This is a genomic window from Providencia sp. PROV189, from assembly GCF_028480065.1.
GTDB classification, from domain to species: Bacteria; Pseudomonadota; Gammaproteobacteria; order Enterobacterales; family Enterobacteriaceae; genus Providencia; species Providencia stuartii.
In genome coordinates this window covers 9,591-25,615 of the sequence record NZ_JAMPOG010000051.1, presented here as the reverse complement: position 1 = coordinate 25,615, position 16,025 = coordinate 9,591, and the positions used below count along the sequence as shown (strand labels likewise).

The window sequence follows — 16,025 nt, the reverse complement described above, 5'->3', positions numbered from 1 at the left end:
GTGCCCTTTTGTATTTCTTATCTCCCTCATTTCCTATCTATTTACCGCGAAGAATTGTCTCTCAAGACATTATCAATCCTTGTGATATTTCTATTTATTTATTAAATTTCAATGCGTTAATTCGGTCACAAAATCAAGATTCAACATCAGTATTACCAATAAACTCAAACGAATTGTCTATTATTTAATCATCATAATGAAGATGAGGAGATGAGGCATGATTTCGTTCGCAGGTAAGGTTGGCATTATTACGGGAGGGAGTAGCGGTATTGGCCTAGCGGCGGCAGAAAAATTTTTATCATTAGGTGCGTCAGTTATCATTACGGGAAGTCATGCTGACCGTGGTCAGAAGGCACTCAATCGCTTGAAGAACAAAGAGGGCGCAATACAATTTTTTCAGATGGATGCAGCCAATGAAAAAGAGAATGATCGGTTAGTGGCACATACAGTAAAGGAATACGGTTCGATTGATTTTTTATTTGCTAATGCAGGAATACTTGCCGATGATGTTGCCCATAAGCTCGCTTATGAAAAATGGCAGCATGTCATTGATGTTAATCTCAATGGATTATTTTTGATTAATCGAGCTGTTATCGATTATTGGTTAAAAAACCAAAAAGAAGGAGCAATTGTTAACTGTGGCTCTATATGTTCGTTTGTGGGGCAACATCAATTTCCAGCATATTGCGCTTCAAAAGGTGGGATCAAACTGTTAACGCAAACATTGGCAATAAGTTATGCAATGCATAATATTCGAATTAATGCAGTTTGCCCTGGTTATATCGATACTCCATTATTGGATGGGCGCGATTTAGATAAACAAAAGTTAGCAGAGATGCATCCGATGAAAAGGATAGGCACACCTGAAGAGGTTGCTAATGTTGTTGCCTTTTTAGCTAGTGATGCAGCGTCATTTGTGACAGGAGCTGCCTATTTAGTGGATGGAGGTTTTACTGCTTAATGAAACGTTTTATGTAAATTGATCGTAACGATAATTGAAATGGTAATCATTTTTATTTAAACTACCTGTGTGTAATTTATGCAGGTAGTTGCTATGTATGTATGTCTCTGTGAAGCCGTAACGGATAAACAAATTAGAAGTGCGGTGCGCCAATATCATGTGACGTCATTAAAAGGGCTACGTCAAATCCTCCCTGTCGGTCGCGAATGCGGTAAGTGCATCAGGCAAACTCGTGAAATCTTAAATGATGAGTTAGCACTTGCCGAGCATATCTGTATTGCTGAAGTCGCTTAATCGAAATAATAATCATTTAACTCATTCATTAATAAGTAACTTTCATCTCAAATTCTCTATAGAAAATTACTCATTGTTAGCATTTCAGTACTACACTTTAAAGACTGGAAGCAATGGAGTATAAAAAATGAAAGGCGATAAAAAAATGATAGCCCATCTGAATAAGTTATTGGGCAATGAGTTAGTAGCAATCAATCAATACTTTTTGCATGCACGTATGTTTAAAAATTGGGGTTTAACACGTCTTAATGAGGTGGAATACCATGAATCGATTGATGAAATGAAACATGCAGATAAGTATATCGAACGTATCTTATTCCTTGAGGGGATACCTAACCTGCAAGACCTCGGTAAACTTAACATTGGTGAAGATATTGAGGAGATGTTAGCTTCAGATCTTAAGCTGGAGCTTGATGGGGCTAAAAACCTAAAAGAAGCGATTAGTTACGCAGACTCAATTCATGATTACGTTAGTCGTGATCTGATGATTGAAATTTTAGCTGATGAAGAAAACCATATTGATTGGATAGAAACGCAGTTAGATTTAATCAAACGTATGGGTATTCAAAATTATACACAGGCGCAAATTATTGAAGAGGAGTAATGCTTTTTCGATTTATTTATGTGCTGTAATATCACGCCTCACTACAAAAAAGTAATAGTGAGGCGTTTTTTATTGAAAAGTGCTATAAGTAAAAAAACAGAAAAATTCGCACATATTTTCTCCGATTACTTGCGTTTAAGATTCAGTTGCGTATAATGCGCGGGCTTACTGATTAGTAATCCCTAGTTTTTTAGGTCTTAAAGGTCAGTATTGAGTTCACGATTTGTAACTCATTTAGACAATACTCCCGATTTGGGGGTTACATCAAAGAACGATTACACTCCCCCATCAATCGAAATGGGTGCGAGGAGTAATTATTTACGTTTATAAAATAGTTGGAGCTCTGGTCTCATGCAGAACCAAAGAATCCGTATCCGCCTGAAAGCCTTTGATCATCGTTTAATTGATCAATCAACTGCGGAAATCGTAGAGACTGCTAAGCGCACTGGTGCGCAAGTTCGTGGTCCTATCCCGCTGCCGACACGTAAAGAGCGTTTTACCGTTCTGATTTCTCCGCACGTTAACAAAGATGCGCGTGATCAGTACGAAATTCGCACTCACAAACGTCTGGTTGACATCGTTGAGCCAACCGAGAAGACCGTTGATGCTCTGATGCGTCTGGACCTGGCTGCCGGCGTAGACGTGCAGATCAGCCTGGGTTAATCAGGTCGTCGAACGATTGAGAGGTTGAAACAATGATTGGTTTAGTCGGTAAAAAAGTGGGTATGACGCGTATCTTCACTGAAGATGGTGTTTCTATCCCTGTAACAGTTATCGAAATCGAAAATAACCGCGTTACTCAAGTTAAAACAGCAGAAACTGACGGTTATAATGCAATTCAGGTGACTACTGGTAGCAAAAAAGCGAACCGTGTATCTAAGCCTGAGGCAGGTCATTTCGCTAAAGCTGGCGTCGAAGCTGGCCGTATTCTACGTGAATTCCGTACTGAAGAAGGTGCTGAATTTAACGTAGGTCAAAGCATTAGCGTTGAAATTTTCGCTGACGTTAAAAAAGTCGACGTTACTGGTACATCTAAAGGTAAAGGCTTTGCTGGTACAGTTAAGCGTTGGAATTTCCGTACCCAAGATGCTACCCATGGTAACTCCTTGTCTCACCGTGTTCCGGGTTCTATCGGTCAGAACCAGACTCCGGGCAAAGTGTTCAAAGGCAAGAAAATGGCAGGCCAACTGGGTAATGAGCGTGTAACCGTTCAAAGCCTAGATGTAGTACGTGTTGACGCTGAGCGCAACCTGCTGCTGGTCAAAGGTGCTGTTCCAGGTGCAACTGGTAGCGACCTGATCGTAAAACCGGCTGTCAAGGCTTAACGTCGAGGAGATAGGAATGGAATTGGTAATGAAAGACGCGCAAAGCGCGCTGACTGTTTCCGAAACTACCTTCGGGCGTGATTTCAATGAAGCGCTTGTTCACCAAGTAGTTGTTGCGTATGCAGCTGGTGCTCGTCAAGGTACTCGTGCTCAGAAAACTCGTGCTGAAGTTTCTGGTTCAGGTAAAAAACCATGGCGTCAAAAAGGCACAGGCCGCGCACGTTCTGGTTCTATCAAGAGCCCAATTTGGCGCTCTGGTGGTGTTAGCTTCGCTGCTAAACCACAGGACCACAGTCAAAAAGTTAATAAGAAGATGTACCGCGGTGCTCTGAAAAGCATCCTGTCTGAACTGGTACGTCAAGATCGTCTGATCGTTGTCGAGAAGTTCTCTGTTGAAGCACCTAAAACTAAGTTGCTGGCACAGAAACTGAAAGATATGGCTCTGGAAGATGTACTGATCATCACTGCTGAATTAGATGAAAATCTGTTCTTAGCAGCACGTAACCTGTACAAGGTTGACGTTCGTGATGCAGCGGGTATCGACCCAGTTAGCTTAATCGCCTTCGACAAAGTGGTTATGACTGCTGATGCTGTGAAGCAAGTTGAGGAGATGCTGGCATGATCCGTGAAGAACGTCTGCTAAAAGTACTGCGCGCGCCGCACGTATCTGAAAAAGCTTCTACAGCGATGGAAAAAAGCAATACCATCGTTCTCAAAGTTGCGAAAGACGCGACTAAAGCAGAAATTAAAGCTGCTGTGCAGAAACTGTTTGAAGTCGAAGTTGAAGGTGTTAACACTTTGCTGGTTAAAGGCAAAACTAAACGCCACGGTCAGCGTTTTGGTCGTCGTAGCGACTGGAAAAAAGCTTACGTTACGCTGAAAGAAGGCCAGAATCTGGACTTCATTGGCGGCGCAGAGTAAGTCGGAGGAGTAAAGAACAATGGCAATTGTTAAATGTAAACCTACGTCTCCGGGCCGTCGCCACGTAGTTAAAGTGGTTAACCCTGAGCTGCATAAGGGCAAACCTTATGCTCCGCTGTTAGAAAAAAACAGCAAATCCGGTGGTCGTAACAACAATGGCCGTATCACCACTCGTCACATTGGTGGTGGCCATAAGCAACACTATCGTCTGGTTGACTTTAAACGCAACAAAGACGGTGTTCCTGCTGTTGTTGAGCGTTTGGAATATGATCCAAACCGTTCTGCGAACATTGCACTGGTTCTATATAAAGACGGTGAACGTCGTTATATTCTTGCGCCTAAAGGTTTGAAAGCTGGTGACCAGATCCAATCTGGCGTTGATTCAGCAATCAAAACTGGTAACGCACTGCCAATGCGCAACATCCCTGTTGGTTCTACAGTTCACAACATCGAACTGAAACCAGGTAAAGGTGGTCAGTTAGCGCGTTCAGCAGGTACTTATGCTCAGATCGTTGCACGTGATGGTGCTTATGTCACTCTGCGTCTGCGTTCTGGTGAAATGCGTAAAGTTCTGGCTGATTGCCGTGCAACTTTAGGTGAAGTTGGTAACGCTGAGCACATGTTACGTGTTCTGGGTAAAGCTGGTGCTAGCCGCTGGCGTGGTATTCGTCCTACCGTTCGTGGTACGGCGATGAACCCAGTCGATCACCCACATGGTGGTGGTGAGGGCCGTAACTTTGGTAAACACCCTGTAACACCTTGGGGCGTTCAAACCAAAGGTAAGAAAACTCGTAGCAACAAGCGTACTGATCAATTCATCGTACGTCATCGTTCTAAAAAATAATTAGAGGATAAACCATGCCACGTTCTCTCAAGAAAGGTCCTTTTATTGACCTGCACTTGCTGAAGAAGGTAGAGAAAGCGGTGGAAAGCGGAGACAAGAAGCCTCTTAAGACTTGGTCCCGTCGTTCAACGATCTTTCCTAATATGATCGGATTGACCATCGCTGTCCATAATGGTCGTCAGCATGTTCCAGTTTTTGTTACCGACGAAATGGTTGGTCATAAACTGGGTGAATTCGCACCGACTCGCACTTATCGCGGCCATGCGGCTGATAAGAAAGCTAAGAAACGTTAAGGATAGGAGGAAGAGATGGAAACTTTAGCTATGCATCGCCACGCTCGTTCTTCTGCCCAGAAGGTTCGCTTAGTTGCCGACCTGATTCGCGGTAAGAAAGTGTCGCAAGCTCTGGAAATTCTGACCTACACCAACAAGAAAGCTGCTGGTTTAGTGAAGAAAGTACTTGAATCTGCAATTGCTAACGCAGAGCAAAACGATGGCGCTGACATTGATGACCTGAAAGTTGCGAAAATTTTCGTTGACGAAGGTCCAACCATGAAACGCATCATGCCGCGTGCGAAAGGCCGTGCAGATCGTATTCTTAAGCGCACCAGCCACATTACTGTGGTTGTGTCCGATCGCTGAGACTCTGGAGACTAGCAATGGGTCAGAAAGTACATCCTAATGGTATTCGCCTGGGTATTGTCAAACCTTGGAACTCTACTTGGTACGCGAATACTAATGAATTCGCTGACAACCTAGACAGCGATTATAAAGTACGCCAGTACTTGAACAAAGAATTGGCAAAAGCGTCAATTTCACGCATCGTTATCGAGCGTCCTGCAAAAAGCATTCGTGTGACTATTCACACTGCTCGCCCAGGTATCGTTATCGGTAAGAAAGGTGAAGACGTAGAAAAACTGCGTAAAACAGTAGCGGATATCGCTGGTGTTCCTGCGCAAATCAATATCGCCGAAGTTCGTAAACCAGAACTGGACGCTAAATTGGTTGCTGACAGCATCGCTTCACAGCTGGAACGTCGTGTTATGTTCCGTCGTGCTATGAAACGCGCTGTACAAAACGCAATGCGTCTGGGCGCTAAAGGTATTAAAGTTGAAGTCAGCGGCCGTTTAGGCGGTGCTGAAATCGCTCGTACCGAGTGGTATCGTGAAGGCCGTGTGCCACTGCACACTCTACGTGCTGATATCGATTACAACACTTCAGAAGCGCACACCACTTACGGTGTTCTCGGCGTTAAGGTATGGATCTTCAAAGGTGAGATTCTGGGTGGTATGGCTGCTGTTGAACAAGCTGAAAAACCAGCTGCTCAACCTAAAAAGCAGCAGCGTAAAGGCCGCAAGTAAGGAGAGTCGCTGATGTTACAACCAAAGCGTACAAAATTCCGTAAAGTGCACAAAGGCCGCAACCGTGGTCTGGCACAAGGTACGGATGTTAGCTTCGGCACTTTCGGTCTTAAAGCTGTGGGCCGTGGTCGTCTGACTGCTCGTCAGATCGAAGCGGCACGTCGTGCTATGACCCGTGCAGTTAAGCGTCAAGGTAAAATCTGGATCCGTGTGTTCCCAGACAAGCCAATTACTGAGAAGCCACTCGAAGTTCGTATGGGTAAAGGTAAAGGTAACGTAGAATATTGGGTTGCCTTGATCCAGCCTGGTAAAGTCCTGTATGAAATGGACGGTGTGCCTGAAGAGCTGGCTCGTGAAGCATTCTCTCTGGCAGCAGCGAAACTGCCTATCAAAACCACCTTTGTAACTAAGACGGTGATGTAATGAAAGCACAAGAGCTGCGCGAAAAAAGCGTTGAAGAGCTGAACGCTGAACTTTTGAACCTGTTACGTGAACAATTCAACTTACGTATGCAGGCTGCAAGTGGTCAGCTGCAACAGTCTCATCTGTTGAAACAAGTGCGTCGCGATATCGCACGTGTGAAGACTTTACTGACTGAGAAGGCAGGTGCGTAATGAGCGATAAAATCCGTACTCTGCAAGGTCGTGTAGTTAGCGATAAAATGGAGAAATCTATTGTTGTTGCTATCGAGCGTATGGTGAAGCACCCTCTGTATGGTAAATTCATCCGTCGTACGACTAAATTGCACGTACATGACGAGAACAATGAATGTGGAATCGGTGACGTGGTAGAAATCCGCCAAACTCGTCCACTGTCTAAGACTAAGTCTTGGGCCTTAGTTCGCGTTGTTGAAAAAGCTGTTTTATAATATAGAATAGCCTTTTCTAATAAATAAACGGCTCTTTTTTACTGAGCCGTTTATTTTTTTCTGTCCATAACGAAGATGTGGTGTTATAATGCCGCGCCCTCGTATTGTGGGTTATATTGAACGGTCTCTTCAATAATGAAGTGGCTCAGTAGTAGTTGACATTTAGCGGAGCACTAAAATGATCCAAGAACAGACTATGCTGAACGTGGCCGACAACTCCGGTGCACGTCGCGTAATGTGTATCAAGGTTCTAGGTGGCTCGCACCGTCGCTATGCAGGCGTCGGCGACATCATTAAAATTACTGTTAAAGAAGCAATTCCACGCGGTAAAGTGAAAAAAGGTGATGTCCTGAAGGCGGTAGTGGTGCGCACCAAGAAGGGTGTACGTCGCCCGGACGGTTCTGTCATTCGCTTCGATAGTAATGCATGCGTTATTCTAAACAATAACAGCGAGCAAGTAGTCGGTACGCGTATTTTTGGGCCGGTAACTCGTGAACTTCGTACAGAGAAGTTTATGAAAATTATCTCACTGGCACCTGAAGTACTCTAAGGAGCGGAACTATGGCAGCGAAAATCCGTCGTGATGACGAAGTTATCGTGCTGACTGGTAAAGATAAAGGTAAGCGCGGTAAAGTAAAACAGGTTATTTCTTCTGGTAAAGTTATCGTTGAAGGTATCAATCTGGTTAAAAAACATCAGAAGCCAGTTCCGGCTCTGAATCAACCAGGTGGCATCGTTGAAAAAGAAGCGGCAATTCACGTTTCTAACGTTGCAATCTTTAACGCGGCAACTGGTAAGGCTGACCGTGTAGGCTTTAGATTCGAAGACGGCAAAAAAGTCCGTTTCTTCAAATCTAACAGTGAAACTATCAAGTAATTTTTGGAGTATACGATGGCGAAACTGCATGATTACTATAAAGACGAAGTAACTAAAAAACTGATGGCTCAGTTTGGTTACAATTCTGTCATGCAAGTCCCTCGGGTCGAGAAGATCACCCTGAATATGGGTGTTGGTGAAGCGATTGCTGATAAAAAACTGCTGGACAATGCAGCAGCTGACTTGGCAGCAATCTCTGGTCAAAAACCATTGATCACCAAAGCACGCAAATCTGTTGCAGGCTTCAAAATCCGTCAGGGCTATCCAATCGGCTGTAAAGTAACCCTGCGTGGCGAACGCATGTGGGAGTTCCTTGAGCGACTGATTTCTATTGCTGTACCACGTATTCGTGACTTCCGTGGCTTGTCCGCTAAGTCATTTGATGGTCGCGGTAACTACAGCATGGGCGTACGTGAACAAATCATCTTCCCTGAAATCGATTACGATAAAGTGGATCGTGTGCGTGGTTTAGATATTACTATCACCACAACTGCGAAATCAGATGACGAAGGTCGCGCACTGTTAGCAGCGTTCAACTTCCCGTTCCGCAAGTAAGGCAGGGTACTCATGGCTAAGAAATCTATGAAAGCGCGTGATGTTAAGCGTGCTAAATTAGCTGAGAAGTTTTTCGCAAAACGCGTTGAACTGAAAGCTATCATCTCTGATGTAAACGCATCTGATGAAGATCGCTGGGACGCTGTTCTCAAGCTGCAAACACTGCCACGTGATTCAAGTCCTTCTCGTCAGCGTAACCGCTGCCGTCAAACTGGGCGTCCGCACGGTTTCCTGCGGAAATTTGGTCTGAGCCGTATTAAAGTCCGTGAAGCCGCTATGCGCGGTGAAATCCCGGGCCTTAAAAAGGCTAGTTGGTAATTGTCACCATATTGAATCACGGGAGTAAAGACAGATGAGCATGCAAGATCCCATCGCGGATATGCTGACCCGTATCCGTAACGGTCAGGCCGCGAACAAAGTTGCGGTCACCATGCCTTCCTCCAAGCTGAAAGTGGCGATTGCCAAAGTGCTGAAGGAAGAAGGTTATATTGAAGATTTTAAAATTGAAGGCGACACTAAGCCAGAATTGGAACTGACTCTGCGTTATTTCCAAGGTAAGGCTGTAGTAGAAAGCATTCAGCGTGTAAGCCGCCCAAGTCTGCGCATCTATAAGAAAAAAGATGAGCTGCCACAAGTTATGGCTGGCTTAGGTATCGCTGTTATTTCTACCTCTAAAGGTGTCATGACTGATCGTGCAGCTCGCCAAGCTGGTCTTGGTGGCGAGATTCTCTGCTACGTAGCTTAATTCGGGAGGAAAGAATGTCTCGTGTGGCAAAAGCACCCGTCGTCATTCCTGCCGGCGTAGAGGTAAAACTCAACGGTCAGGTTATTTCGATTAAGGGTAAAAACGGCGAGCTTACTCGTACTATCCATAATGCAGTTGAAGTTAAACATGAAGATGGCCGCTTAACTTTCGCACCGCGCGAAGGTTTCGCTGATGCTTGGGCACAGGCGGGTACTTCTCGTTCTCTGCTTAACTCAATGGTTGTTGGTGTTACTGAAGGCTTCACTAAAAAACTTCAACTAGTCGGTGTTGGTTACCGTGCGGCAGTTAAAGGCAACGCTGTTAGCTTGTCTCTAGGTTTTTCGCATCCGGTTGAACACGCACTGCCAGCAGGCATTACTGCAGAATGCCCAACACAAACTGAAATCGTACTGAAAGGTGCGGATAAGCAAGTGATTGGTCAAGTCGCGGCAGAACTGCGTGCTTACCGTCGTCCTGAGCCTTACAAAGGCAAGGGTGTTCGTTACGCCGATGAAATCGTGCGTACTAAAGAGGCTAAGAAGAAGTAAGGTAACACTATGGATAAGAAAGCAGCTCGTATCCGTCGTGCGACCCGCGCACGCCGCAAGATCCAAGAGTTGGGTGCGACACGCCTGGTGGTACACCGTACTCCACGCCATATTTATGCGCAGGTTATCGCTCCAAACGGTTCTGAAACTTTGGTGGCCGCTTCTACTACAGAAAAAGCTATCAATGAGCAAGTGAAATTCACTGGAAACAAAGACGCAGCAGCAGTTGTTGGTAAAATTATTGCTGAACGCGCATTGGAAAAAGGCATCACTACTGTTGCTTTTGACCGTTCTGGTTTCCAATATCATGGTAGAGTCCAGGCACTGGCAGAAGCTGCCCGTGAAGCTGGCCTTCAGTTCTAAGGTAGAGGTGTAAGATGGCTCACATCGAGAAACAAGCTGGCGAACTGCAGGAAAAGCTGATCGCGGTAAACCGCGTAGCAAAAACCGTTAAAGGTGGCCGTATTTTCAGCTTTACAGCACTGACAGTAGTTGGTGATGGTAACGGTCGCGTTGGTTTTGGCTACGGCAAAGCGCGCGAAGTTCCGGCAGCAATCCAGAAAGCGATGGAAAAAGCCCGTCGCAGCATGAAAACCGTTGCTCTAAACAACGGCACTTTGTTCCACCCTGTGAAAGGTACACACACCGGTTCTCGCGTGTTTATGCAACCTGCTCACGAAGGTACTGGTATCATCGCCGGTGGTGCAATGCGTGCTGTTTTAGAAGTAGCTGGAGTTCGCAACGTACTGGCTAAAACCTATGGTTCCACAAACCCAATCAACGTGGTTCGTGCAACACTGGATGCTTTAGACAGCATGAAGTCTCCAGAAATGGTCGCAGCTAAGCGTGGAAAATCCGTCGAAGAAATTCTGGGGTAATCAGCCATGGCTAAGACTATTAAAATTACACAAGTTCGCAGTTCAATCGGTCGCCTGCCTAAGCATAAGGCAACTTTGATCGGTTTAGGTCTGCGTCGCATTGGTCATACAGTAGAACGTGAGGACACTCCTGCTGTTCGCGGTATGGTCAACTTGGTTTCCTACATGGTTAAAGTTGAGGAGTAAGAGATGCGTTTAAATACTCTGTCTCCGGCTGAAGGTGCCAAGCACGCGCCTAAGCGCTTAGGTCGTGGTATCGGTTCTGGTCTGGGTAAAACCGGCGGACGTGGTCACAAAGGTCAGAAATCTCGTTCTGGCGGTGGCGTACGTCGTGGTTTCGAAGGCGGCCAGATGCCTTTATACCGTCGTCTACCAAAATTTGGTTTTACTTCACGTAAAGCAATGATCACTGCAGAAGTTCGTCTGTCTGATTTTGCTGCTGTTGAAGGCGATGTTATTGATCTGAACGCACTAAAAGCCGCGAATGTTGTTGGCATCCAGATTGAATATGCGAAAGTTATTCTTTCTGGCGAAGTGAATCGTGCAGTAACTGTACGTGGCCTTCGTGTTACTAAAGGTGCTCGCGCTGCGATTGAAGCTGCCGGCGGTAAAATTGAGGAATAAGTGACAGATGGCTAAACAACCAGGATTAGATTTTCAAAGTGCCAAAGGTGGTGTTGGTGAGCTGAAACGCAGACTTTTGTTTGTGATAGGTGCACTGATTGTTTTCCGTATTGGTTCTTTTATTCCAATCCCTGGTATTGATGCCACTGTGCTTGCCAAATTGCTCGAACAGCAACAAGGCACCATCATTGATATGTTTAACATGTTCTCTGGTGGTGCTCTTAGCCGAGCTTCTATCTTTGCTTTGGGTATTATGCCGTATATTTCGGCATCTATTATTATCCAATTATTGTCAGTGGTTAACCCACGACTAGCAGAGATTAAGAAAGAAGGTGAAGCAGGTCGTCGGAAGATAAGCCAATATACTCGTTGGGGTACTTTGGTGTTAGCAATATTCCAATCTGTGGGTATTGCAATGGGTCTTCCGAATATGCCAGGGATGCAAGGGCTAGTTATTGATCCGGGTCTCCCGTTCTACTTCACGGCTGTTGTTAGCTTAGTTACAGGAACCATGTTCCTTATGTGGCTAGGTGAGCAGATAACGGAAAGAGGTATTGGTAACGGTATCTCAATCATTATCTTCGCTGGTATCGTTGCGGGTCTACCGCCGGCCATTGGCCATACTATCGAGCAAGCTCGGCAAGGCGATCTGCACTTCCTCCTGTTGCTGTTGGTTGCAGTGCTCGTATTCGCGGTAACTTTCTTTGTTGTATTCATGGAGCGTGGTCAACGTAGAATCGTTGTTAACTACGCGAAACGCCAACAAGGACGCCGTGTTTATGCGGCACAAAGCACACATTTACCATTAAAAGTGAATATGGCGGGTGTAATTCCTGCAATTTTTGCTTCCAGTATCATACTGTTCCCGGGTACAATAGCATCTTGGTTCGGTGATGGAACTGGCTGGGACTGGCTGACAACTCTTTCTATGTTCTTGCAGCCTGGTCAACCGTTCTATGTGTTGCTTTATGCTTCTGCGATCATCTTCTTCTGTTTCTTCTATACGGCGTTGGTTTTCAACCCAAGAGAAACAGCAGATAACCTGAAGAAGTCCGGTGCATTTGTACCAGGAATTCGTCCGGGAGAGCAAACGGCCAAGTACATTGATAAGGTAATGACTCGCCTGACTTTAGTCGGTGCACTTTATATTACCTTCATCTGCCTAATCCCGGAGTTCATGCGTGACGCAATGAAAGTACCTTTTTACTTTGGTGGTACTTCTCTATTAATCGTAGTTGTCGTTATCATGGACTTTATGGCTCAAGTGCAAACTCTAATGATGTCAAGTCAATATGAGTCTGCATTGAAGAAAGCAAATCTAAAAGGTAAGTAATCGCTTAGTGTGATTATGGTTTGCTTTAGAAGTTACGGAGAGTAAAAATGAAAGTTCGTGCTTCCGTCAAGAAATTATGCCGTAACTGTAAAATTATCCGTCGCAATGGTAGCGTTCGTGTAATTTGCAGTGTTGAGCCAAGACATAAACAACGTCAAGGTTAAGAAAAAGCATTTTTTTCTTGCAAAGTTGGGTTGAGCTGGCTAAATTAGCCAGCCAATCTTTTTTATCGAGATACATTATTGTTTGAGTATCCTGAAAACGGGCTTTTCAGCACAATAATGTATATTTTAACTTAGGAGTGCATAGTGGCCCGTATAGCAGGCATTAACATTCCTGATCATAAACATACCGTGATCGCTTTAACATCGATTTTCGGAATCGGCAAAACTCGTTCACAGGCTATCTGTGAAGCGACTGGAATTGCTGAAAATGTTAAGATCAGTGAGCTGTCTGAAGAACAAATCGACAAGCTGCGTGACGAAGTTGCCAAGTATGTGGTAGAAGGTGACTTACGTCGTGAAATTACCCTGAGCATCAAGCGTCTGATGGACCTTGGATGTTACCGTGGTTTACGTCATCGTCGTGGTCTACCTGTGCGCGGTCAGCGTACTAAGACTAACGCTCGTACCCGTAAGGGTCCGCGTAAGCCGATCAAGAAATAAGTCGGGGTATTGAATAATGGCAAAAGCACCAATTCGTGCACGTAAGCGTGTAAGAAAGCAAGTCTCAGACGGTGTGGCTCATATCCATGCTTCTTTCAACAACACAATCGTTACTATTACTGATCGTCAGGGTAACGCATTAGGTTGGGCAACTGCCGGTGGTTCCGGTTTCCGTGGTTCTCGCAAATCCACTCCGTTTGCAGCTCAGGTTGCAGCAGAGCGTTGCGCAGAAGCCGTGAAAGAATACGGTATCAAGAACCTGGAAGTTATGGTTAAGGGACCGGGTCCGGGTCGCGAATCAACAATTCGTGCTCTGAACGCCGCAGGTTTCCGCATCACAAATATTACTGATGTGACTCCTATCCCTCATAACGGTTGTCGCCCACCGAAAAAACGTCGCGTTTAATACGTTTCGTTTTTAGGACTGTTGGAGAAAGAAAATGGCTAGATATTTGGGTCCTAAGCTCAAGCTGAGCCGTCGCGAAGGAACAGACCTCTTCCTGAAGTCTGGTGTTCGCGCGATTGACACCAAGTGTAAATTAGAACAGGCACCTGGCCAGCACGGAGCGCGTAAACCGCGTCTGTCTGACTACGGTGTTCAGTTACGTGAAAAACAAAAAGTTCGTCGTATTTACGGTGTTCTGGAACGTCAATTCCGTAACTATTATAAAGAAGCAACACGTCTGAAAGGCAACACAGGTGAAAACCTGTTGACTCTGCTGGAAGGCCGTCTTGATAACGTCGTTTACCGTATGGGCTTTGGCGCAACTCGCGCAGAAGCACGTCAAATGGTTAGCCACAAAGCTATCATGGTAAATGGTCGAGTAGTTAATATCGCTTCTTATCAGGTTTCCCCGAATGACGTTATCAGCGTTCGTGAGAAAGCGAAAAAACAGTCTCGTATTAAGGCTGCTTTAGAGCTGGCTGAACAGCGTGAGAAGCCAACTTGGCTGGAAGTTGATGCTGCTAAAATGGAAGGTGTGTTCAAACGTATTCCTGAACGTACTGACCTGTCTGCGGACATTAACGAACACCTGATCGTCGAGCTTTACTCTAAGTAAAGCTTAGCACCAAAGAGAGGACACAATGCAGGGTTCTGTGACAGAGTTTCTAAAACCGCGCCTGGTAGATATCGAGCAAGTGAGTTCGACGCACGCCAAGGTGACCCTTGAGCCTTTAGAGCGTGGCTTCGGTCATACTCTTGGTAACGCACTGCGCCGTATTCTGCTTTCGTCTATGCCGGGTTGTGCGGTGACAGAGGTTGAGATTGATGGTGTACTGCATGAGTACAGCACCAAAGAAGGTGTACAGGAAGATATCCTGGAGATTCTCCTCAACCTGAAAGGGCTGGCGGTAAAAGTTCAGGGTAAAGATGAAGTTATTTTAACCTTGAATAAATCTGGCATTGGCCCTGTGACTGCAGCCGACATCGTCCATGATGGCGATGTCGAAATCGTCAAGCCGCAGCACGTTATCTGCCACCTGACTGACGAAAGCGCATCTATTAACATGCGAATTAAAGTTCAGCGTGGTCGTGGTTATGTGCCGGCTTCTGCCCGAGTACATTCGGAAGAAGATGAGCGCCCAATCGGTCGTCTGTTAGTCGATGCTTGCTATAGCCCTGTAGAGCGTATTGCCTACAATGTTGAAGCAGCTCGTGTTGAACAACGTACTGACTTGGATAAGTTAGTTATCGAAATGGAAACAAACGGTACAATCGATCCTGAAGAGGCGATTCGCCGTGCAGCGACTATTCTGGCTGAACAACTTGAAGCTTTTGTTGACTTACGTGATGTTCGTCAGCCTGAAGTTAAAGAAGAGAAACCAGAGTTCGATCCTATCTTATTGCGCCCAGTTGACGATCTGGAATTGACTGTCCGCTCTGCTAACTGCCTTAAAGCAGAAGCTATCCACTACATCGGTGATCTGGTTCAGCGTACAGAAGTTGAGTTGCTTAAAACGCCTAACCTTGGTAAGAAATCTCTTACTGAAATTAAGGACGTCTTGGCATCTCGTGGTCTTTCTCTGGGCATGCGCTTAGAAAATTGGCCACCAGCAAGTATTGCTGATGATTAAGATCACAGGTTAAGGTTTTACTGAGAAGGATAAGGTCATGCGCCATCGTAAGAGTGGTCGTCAATTGAACCGCAACAGCAGCCACCGCCAAGCTATGTTCCGTAACATGGCAGGTTCTTTAGTTCGTCATGAAATCATCAAGACGACTCTGCCTAAAGCGAAAGAACTGCGTCGCGTCGTTGAGCCGCTGATTACTCTTGCCAAGACCGACAGCGTAGCTAATCGTCGTCTGGCATTCGCCCGTACTCGTGATAACGAGATCGTGGCAAAATTGTTTAATGAATTGGGACCTCGCTTTGCAGCTCGTGCGGGCGGTTACACTCGTATTCTTAAGTGTGGCTTCCGTACTGGTGACAATGCTCCGATGGCTTACATCGAGCTTGTTGACCGTGCTGTTGAGTCTCAAGAAGCAGCAGCAGAGTAATCTGTCTGCTATCAAAAAAACCGGGTATATTTGCCCGGTTTTTTTGTACCTGCTATTCTATCCTTTCTCTAAGCTTCATTGACTTGATTTATTCTATTTTGACCCTATTTAGAGTGGAGTTCCC

31 protein-coding genes are annotated in these 16,025 nt (G+C 45.4%); all 31 read left to right on the top strand.

All coding sequences use genetic code 11. The annotated features are described in order from the left end of the window. Positions 1 to 217: 217 nt before the first annotated feature. The 31 genes from PR833_RS19515 (at position 218) to rplQ (ending at position 15,901) form a co-directional block, all read left to right on the top strand. Positions 218 to 961: an SDR family NAD(P)-dependent oxidoreductase gene (locus PR833_RS19515; RefSeq protein WP_004926467.1), complete on the top strand. Its 744-nt coding sequence runs from the start codon at positions 218 to 220 to the stop codon at positions 959 to 961. 93 nt (positions 962 to 1,054) lie between these two features. Next, a complete protein-coding gene (bfd, locus tag PR833_RS19510; RefSeq protein ID WP_014657269.1) occupies positions 1,055 to 1,255 on the top strand; it encodes a bacterioferritin-associated ferredoxin in 201 nt (66 codons plus the stop codon). A 127-nt stretch (positions 1,256 to 1,382) separates the two neighbouring features. Then, positions 1,383 to 1,859, top strand: a complete 477-nt coding sequence (bfr, locus tag PR833_RS19505; protein WP_004926466.1) for a bacterioferritin — start codon at positions 1,383 to 1,385, stop codon at positions 1,857 to 1,859. Positions 1,860 to 2,210: 351 nt separating this feature from the next. After that, the gene (gene rpsJ, locus PR833_RS19500) at positions 2,211 to 2,522 is read left to right on the top strand and encodes a 30S ribosomal protein S10 (protein WP_001181005.1); all 312 of its coding nucleotides are present in this window, start codon (positions 2,211 to 2,213) and stop codon (positions 2,520 to 2,522) included. A 32-nt stretch (positions 2,523 to 2,554) separates the two neighbouring features. Then, positions 2,555 to 3,184: a 50S ribosomal protein L3 gene (gene rplC, locus PR833_RS19495; RefSeq protein ID WP_004926461.1), complete on the top strand. Its 630-nt coding sequence runs from the start codon at positions 2,555 to 2,557 to the stop codon at positions 3,182 to 3,184. A gap of 16 nt (positions 3,185 to 3,200) precedes the next feature. Then, the gene (rplD, locus tag PR833_RS19490) at positions 3,201 to 3,806 is read left to right on the top strand and encodes a 50S ribosomal protein L4 (protein WP_004926458.1); all 606 of its coding nucleotides are present in this window, start codon (positions 3,201 to 3,203) and stop codon (positions 3,804 to 3,806) included. Continuing rightward, the gene (gene rplW, locus PR833_RS19485; protein WP_004926456.1) at positions 3,803 to 4,105 is read left to right on the top strand and encodes a 50S ribosomal protein L23; all 303 of its coding nucleotides are present in this window, start codon (positions 3,803 to 3,805) and stop codon (positions 4,103 to 4,105) included. Before rplD ends, rplW begins: the two co-directional genes overlap by 4 nt. Before the next feature lie 19 nt (positions 4,106 to 4,124). Beyond that, positions 4,125 to 4,949, top strand: a complete 825-nt coding sequence (gene rplB, locus PR833_RS19480; protein ID WP_004926454.1) for a 50S ribosomal protein L2 — start codon at positions 4,125 to 4,127, stop codon at positions 4,947 to 4,949. Positions 4,950 to 4,963: 14 nt separating this feature from the next. After that, complete coding sequence (gene rpsS, locus PR833_RS19475; protein ID WP_004265426.1) at positions 4,964 to 5,242, top strand: 30S ribosomal protein S19; 279 nt, start codon at positions 4,964 to 4,966, stop codon at positions 5,240 to 5,242. Between the two features lie 15 nt (positions 5,243 to 5,257). Further along, a complete protein-coding gene (rplV, locus tag PR833_RS19470) occupies positions 5,258 to 5,590 on the top strand; it encodes a 50S ribosomal protein L22 (protein ID WP_004265430.1) in 333 nt (110 codons plus the stop codon). A gap of 17 nt (positions 5,591 to 5,607) precedes the next feature. Continuing rightward, a complete protein-coding gene (gene rpsC / locus PR833_RS19465) occupies positions 5,608 to 6,309 on the top strand; it encodes a 30S ribosomal protein S3 (protein WP_004926451.1) in 702 nt (233 codons plus the stop codon). A gap of 12 nt (positions 6,310 to 6,321) precedes the next feature. Next, a complete protein-coding gene (rplP, locus tag PR833_RS19460; RefSeq protein ID WP_004926449.1) occupies positions 6,322 to 6,732 on the top strand; it encodes a 50S ribosomal protein L16 in 411 nt (136 codons plus the stop codon). Continuing rightward, positions 6,732 to 6,923 carry a 50S ribosomal protein L29 gene (gene rpmC, locus PR833_RS19455; RefSeq protein ID WP_004265442.1) on the top strand — a complete coding sequence of 64 codons (192 nt, stop codon included), beginning with the start codon at positions 6,732 to 6,734 and terminating at the stop codon, positions 6,921 to 6,923. The genes rplP and rpmC overlap by 1 nt, the downstream gene beginning before the upstream one ends. Further along, positions 6,923 to 7,177, top strand: a complete 255-nt coding sequence (gene rpsQ / locus PR833_RS19450) for a 30S ribosomal protein S17 (RefSeq protein WP_004265446.1) — start codon at positions 6,923 to 6,925, stop codon at positions 7,175 to 7,177. The genes rpmC and rpsQ overlap by 1 nt, the downstream gene beginning before the upstream one ends. A gap of 178 nt (positions 7,178 to 7,355) precedes the next feature. Beyond that, a complete protein-coding gene (rplN, locus tag PR833_RS19445; RefSeq protein WP_004926446.1) occupies positions 7,356 to 7,727 on the top strand; it encodes a 50S ribosomal protein L14 in 372 nt (123 codons plus the stop codon). An 11-nt stretch (positions 7,728 to 7,738) separates the two neighbouring features. Continuing rightward, the gene (rplX, locus tag PR833_RS19440; protein ID WP_004926444.1) at positions 7,739 to 8,053 is read left to right on the top strand and encodes a 50S ribosomal protein L24; all 315 of its coding nucleotides are present in this window, start codon (positions 7,739 to 7,741) and stop codon (positions 8,051 to 8,053) included. A 15-nt stretch (positions 8,054 to 8,068) separates the two neighbouring features. After that, complete coding sequence (gene rplE, locus PR833_RS19435) at positions 8,069 to 8,608, top strand: 50S ribosomal protein L5 (protein WP_004926441.1); 540 nt, start codon at positions 8,069 to 8,071, stop codon at positions 8,606 to 8,608. A 12-nt stretch (positions 8,609 to 8,620) separates the two neighbouring features. After that, complete coding sequence (gene rpsN / locus PR833_RS19430) at positions 8,621 to 8,926, top strand: 30S ribosomal protein S14 (protein ID WP_004926440.1); 306 nt, start codon at positions 8,621 to 8,623, stop codon at positions 8,924 to 8,926. Positions 8,927 to 8,960: 34 nt separating this feature from the next. After that, a complete protein-coding gene (rpsH, locus tag PR833_RS19425) occupies positions 8,961 to 9,353 on the top strand; it encodes a 30S ribosomal protein S8 (protein ID WP_004926438.1) in 393 nt (130 codons plus the stop codon). Positions 9,354 to 9,367: 14 nt separating this feature from the next. Next, the gene (gene rplF, locus PR833_RS19420) at positions 9,368 to 9,901 is read left to right on the top strand and encodes a 50S ribosomal protein L6 (protein ID WP_004926436.1); all 534 of its coding nucleotides are present in this window, start codon (positions 9,368 to 9,370) and stop codon (positions 9,899 to 9,901) included. 9 nt (positions 9,902 to 9,910) lie between these two features. Then, positions 9,911 to 10,264 (top strand): 50S ribosomal protein L18, encoded by a 354-nt coding sequence (rplR, locus tag PR833_RS19415; protein ID WP_004926434.1) that lies wholly within the window; start codon positions 9,911 to 9,913, stop codon positions 10,262 to 10,264. Positions 10,265 to 10,278: 14 nt separating this feature from the next. Next, positions 10,279 to 10,779 (top strand): 30S ribosomal protein S5, encoded by a 501-nt coding sequence (gene rpsE / locus PR833_RS19410; RefSeq protein ID WP_004265471.1) that lies wholly within the window; start codon positions 10,279 to 10,281, stop codon positions 10,777 to 10,779. 6 nt (positions 10,780 to 10,785) lie between these two features. Then, positions 10,786 to 10,965, top strand: coding sequence for a 50S ribosomal protein L30 (gene rpmD, locus PR833_RS19405; RefSeq protein ID WP_004926432.1), 180 nt, complete (start codon positions 10,786 to 10,788; stop codon positions 10,963 to 10,965). Positions 10,966 to 10,968: 3 nt separating this feature from the next. Continuing rightward, positions 10,969 to 11,403, top strand: a complete 435-nt coding sequence (gene rplO, locus PR833_RS19400; RefSeq protein WP_004926430.1) for a 50S ribosomal protein L15 — start codon at positions 10,969 to 10,971, stop codon at positions 11,401 to 11,403. A 7-nt stretch (positions 11,404 to 11,410) separates the two neighbouring features. Continuing rightward, on the top strand, positions 11,411 to 12,736 hold the full coding sequence (gene secY / locus PR833_RS19395) for a preprotein translocase subunit SecY (protein WP_004926428.1): 1,326 nt from the start codon (positions 11,411 to 11,413) through the stop codon (positions 12,734 to 12,736). A 47-nt stretch (positions 12,737 to 12,783) separates the two neighbouring features. Continuing rightward, positions 12,784 to 12,900, top strand: a complete 117-nt coding sequence (gene rpmJ / locus PR833_RS19390; RefSeq protein WP_004265484.1) for a 50S ribosomal protein L36 — start codon at positions 12,784 to 12,786, stop codon at positions 12,898 to 12,900. Positions 12,901 to 13,044: 144 nt separating this feature from the next. Then, positions 13,045 to 13,401 carry a 30S ribosomal protein S13 gene (gene rpsM, locus PR833_RS19385; protein WP_004907144.1) on the top strand — a complete coding sequence of 119 codons (357 nt, stop codon included), beginning with the start codon at positions 13,045 to 13,047 and terminating at the stop codon, positions 13,399 to 13,401. 16 nt (positions 13,402 to 13,417) lie between these two features. Continuing rightward, positions 13,418 to 13,807 (top strand): 30S ribosomal protein S11, encoded by a 390-nt coding sequence (rpsK, locus tag PR833_RS19380; protein ID WP_002919257.1) that lies wholly within the window; start codon positions 13,418 to 13,420, stop codon positions 13,805 to 13,807. A gap of 34 nt (positions 13,808 to 13,841) precedes the next feature. Further along, positions 13,842 to 14,462 (top strand): 30S ribosomal protein S4, encoded by a 621-nt coding sequence (gene rpsD / locus PR833_RS19375; RefSeq protein WP_004265487.1) that lies wholly within the window; start codon positions 13,842 to 13,844, stop codon positions 14,460 to 14,462. A gap of 25 nt (positions 14,463 to 14,487) precedes the next feature. Next, positions 14,488 to 15,477, top strand: coding sequence for a DNA-directed RNA polymerase subunit alpha (locus PR833_RS19370; RefSeq protein WP_004926425.1), 990 nt, complete (start codon positions 14,488 to 14,490; stop codon positions 15,475 to 15,477). A gap of 37 nt (positions 15,478 to 15,514) precedes the next feature. Continuing rightward, entirely contained in the window at positions 15,515 to 15,901 is a 387-nt protein-coding gene (rplQ, locus tag PR833_RS19365; RefSeq protein WP_014657271.1) for a 50S ribosomal protein L17, read from the top strand. The last annotated feature ends 124 nt before the right edge of the window (positions 15,902 to 16,025 follow it).

Excerpts from the sequence above, each read along its gene's own strand:
- PR833_RS19515 (WP_004926467.1), top strand. The coding sequence starts at position 218 with ATGATTTCGTTCGCAGGTAAGGTTGGCATTATTACGGGAGGGAGTAGC.
- bfd (WP_014657269.1), top strand. The coding sequence starts at position 1,055 with ATGTATGTATGTCTCTGTGAAGCCGTAACGGATAAACAAATTAGAAGT.
- bfr (WP_004926466.1), top strand. The coding sequence starts at position 1,383 with ATGAAAGGCGATAAAAAAATGATAGCCCATCTGAATAAGTTATTGGGC.
- rpsJ (WP_001181005.1), top strand. The coding sequence starts at position 2,211 with ATGCAGAACCAAAGAATCCGTATCCGCCTGAAAGCCTTTGATCATCGT.
- rplC (WP_004926461.1), top strand. The coding sequence starts at position 2,555 with ATGATTGGTTTAGTCGGTAAAAAAGTGGGTATGACGCGTATCTTCACT.
- rplD (WP_004926458.1), top strand. The coding sequence starts at position 3,201 with ATGGAATTGGTAATGAAAGACGCGCAAAGCGCGCTGACTGTTTCCGAA.
- rplW (WP_004926456.1), top strand. The coding sequence starts at position 3,803 with ATGATCCGTGAAGAACGTCTGCTAAAAGTACTGCGCGCGCCGCACGTA.
- rplB (WP_004926454.1), top strand. The coding sequence starts at position 4,125 with ATGGCAATTGTTAAATGTAAACCTACGTCTCCGGGCCGTCGCCACGTA.
- rpsS (WP_004265426.1), top strand. The coding sequence starts at position 4,964 with ATGCCACGTTCTCTCAAGAAAGGTCCTTTTATTGACCTGCACTTGCTG.
- rplV (WP_004265430.1), top strand. The coding sequence starts at position 5,258 with ATGGAAACTTTAGCTATGCATCGCCACGCTCGTTCTTCTGCCCAGAAG.
- rpsC (WP_004926451.1), top strand. The coding sequence starts at position 5,608 with ATGGGTCAGAAAGTACATCCTAATGGTATTCGCCTGGGTATTGTCAAA.
- rplP (WP_004926449.1), top strand. The coding sequence starts at position 6,322 with ATGTTACAACCAAAGCGTACAAAATTCCGTAAAGTGCACAAAGGCCGC.
- rpmC (WP_004265442.1), top strand. The coding sequence starts at position 6,732 with ATGAAAGCACAAGAGCTGCGCGAAAAAAGCGTTGAAGAGCTGAACGCT.
- rpsQ (WP_004265446.1), top strand. The coding sequence starts at position 6,923 with ATGAGCGATAAAATCCGTACTCTGCAAGGTCGTGTAGTTAGCGATAAA.
- rplN (WP_004926446.1), top strand. The coding sequence starts at position 7,356 with ATGATCCAAGAACAGACTATGCTGAACGTGGCCGACAACTCCGGTGCA.
- rplX (WP_004926444.1), top strand. The coding sequence starts at position 7,739 with ATGGCAGCGAAAATCCGTCGTGATGACGAAGTTATCGTGCTGACTGGT.
- rplE (WP_004926441.1), top strand. The coding sequence starts at position 8,069 with ATGGCGAAACTGCATGATTACTATAAAGACGAAGTAACTAAAAAACTG.
- rpsN (WP_004926440.1), top strand. The coding sequence starts at position 8,621 with ATGGCTAAGAAATCTATGAAAGCGCGTGATGTTAAGCGTGCTAAATTA.
- rpsH (WP_004926438.1), top strand. The coding sequence starts at position 8,961 with ATGAGCATGCAAGATCCCATCGCGGATATGCTGACCCGTATCCGTAAC.
- rplF (WP_004926436.1), top strand. The coding sequence starts at position 9,368 with ATGTCTCGTGTGGCAAAAGCACCCGTCGTCATTCCTGCCGGCGTAGAG.
- rplR (WP_004926434.1), top strand. The coding sequence starts at position 9,911 with ATGGATAAGAAAGCAGCTCGTATCCGTCGTGCGACCCGCGCACGCCGC.
- rpsE (WP_004265471.1), top strand. The coding sequence starts at position 10,279 with ATGGCTCACATCGAGAAACAAGCTGGCGAACTGCAGGAAAAGCTGATC.
- rpmD (WP_004926432.1), top strand. The coding sequence starts at position 10,786 with ATGGCTAAGACTATTAAAATTACACAAGTTCGCAGTTCAATCGGTCGC.
- rplO (WP_004926430.1), top strand. The coding sequence starts at position 10,969 with ATGCGTTTAAATACTCTGTCTCCGGCTGAAGGTGCCAAGCACGCGCCT.
- secY (WP_004926428.1), top strand. The coding sequence starts at position 11,411 with ATGGCTAAACAACCAGGATTAGATTTTCAAAGTGCCAAAGGTGGTGTT.
- rpmJ (WP_004265484.1), top strand. The coding sequence starts at position 12,784 with ATGAAAGTTCGTGCTTCCGTCAAGAAATTATGCCGTAACTGTAAAATT.
- rpsK (WP_002919257.1), top strand. The coding sequence starts at position 13,418 with ATGGCAAAAGCACCAATTCGTGCACGTAAGCGTGTAAGAAAGCAAGTC.
- rpsD (WP_004265487.1), top strand. The coding sequence starts at position 13,842 with ATGGCTAGATATTTGGGTCCTAAGCTCAAGCTGAGCCGTCGCGAAGGA.
- PR833_RS19370 (WP_004926425.1), top strand. The coding sequence starts at position 14,488 with ATGCAGGGTTCTGTGACAGAGTTTCTAAAACCGCGCCTGGTAGATATC.
- rplQ (WP_014657271.1), top strand. The coding sequence starts at position 15,515 with ATGCGCCATCGTAAGAGTGGTCGTCAATTGAACCGCAACAGCAGCCAC.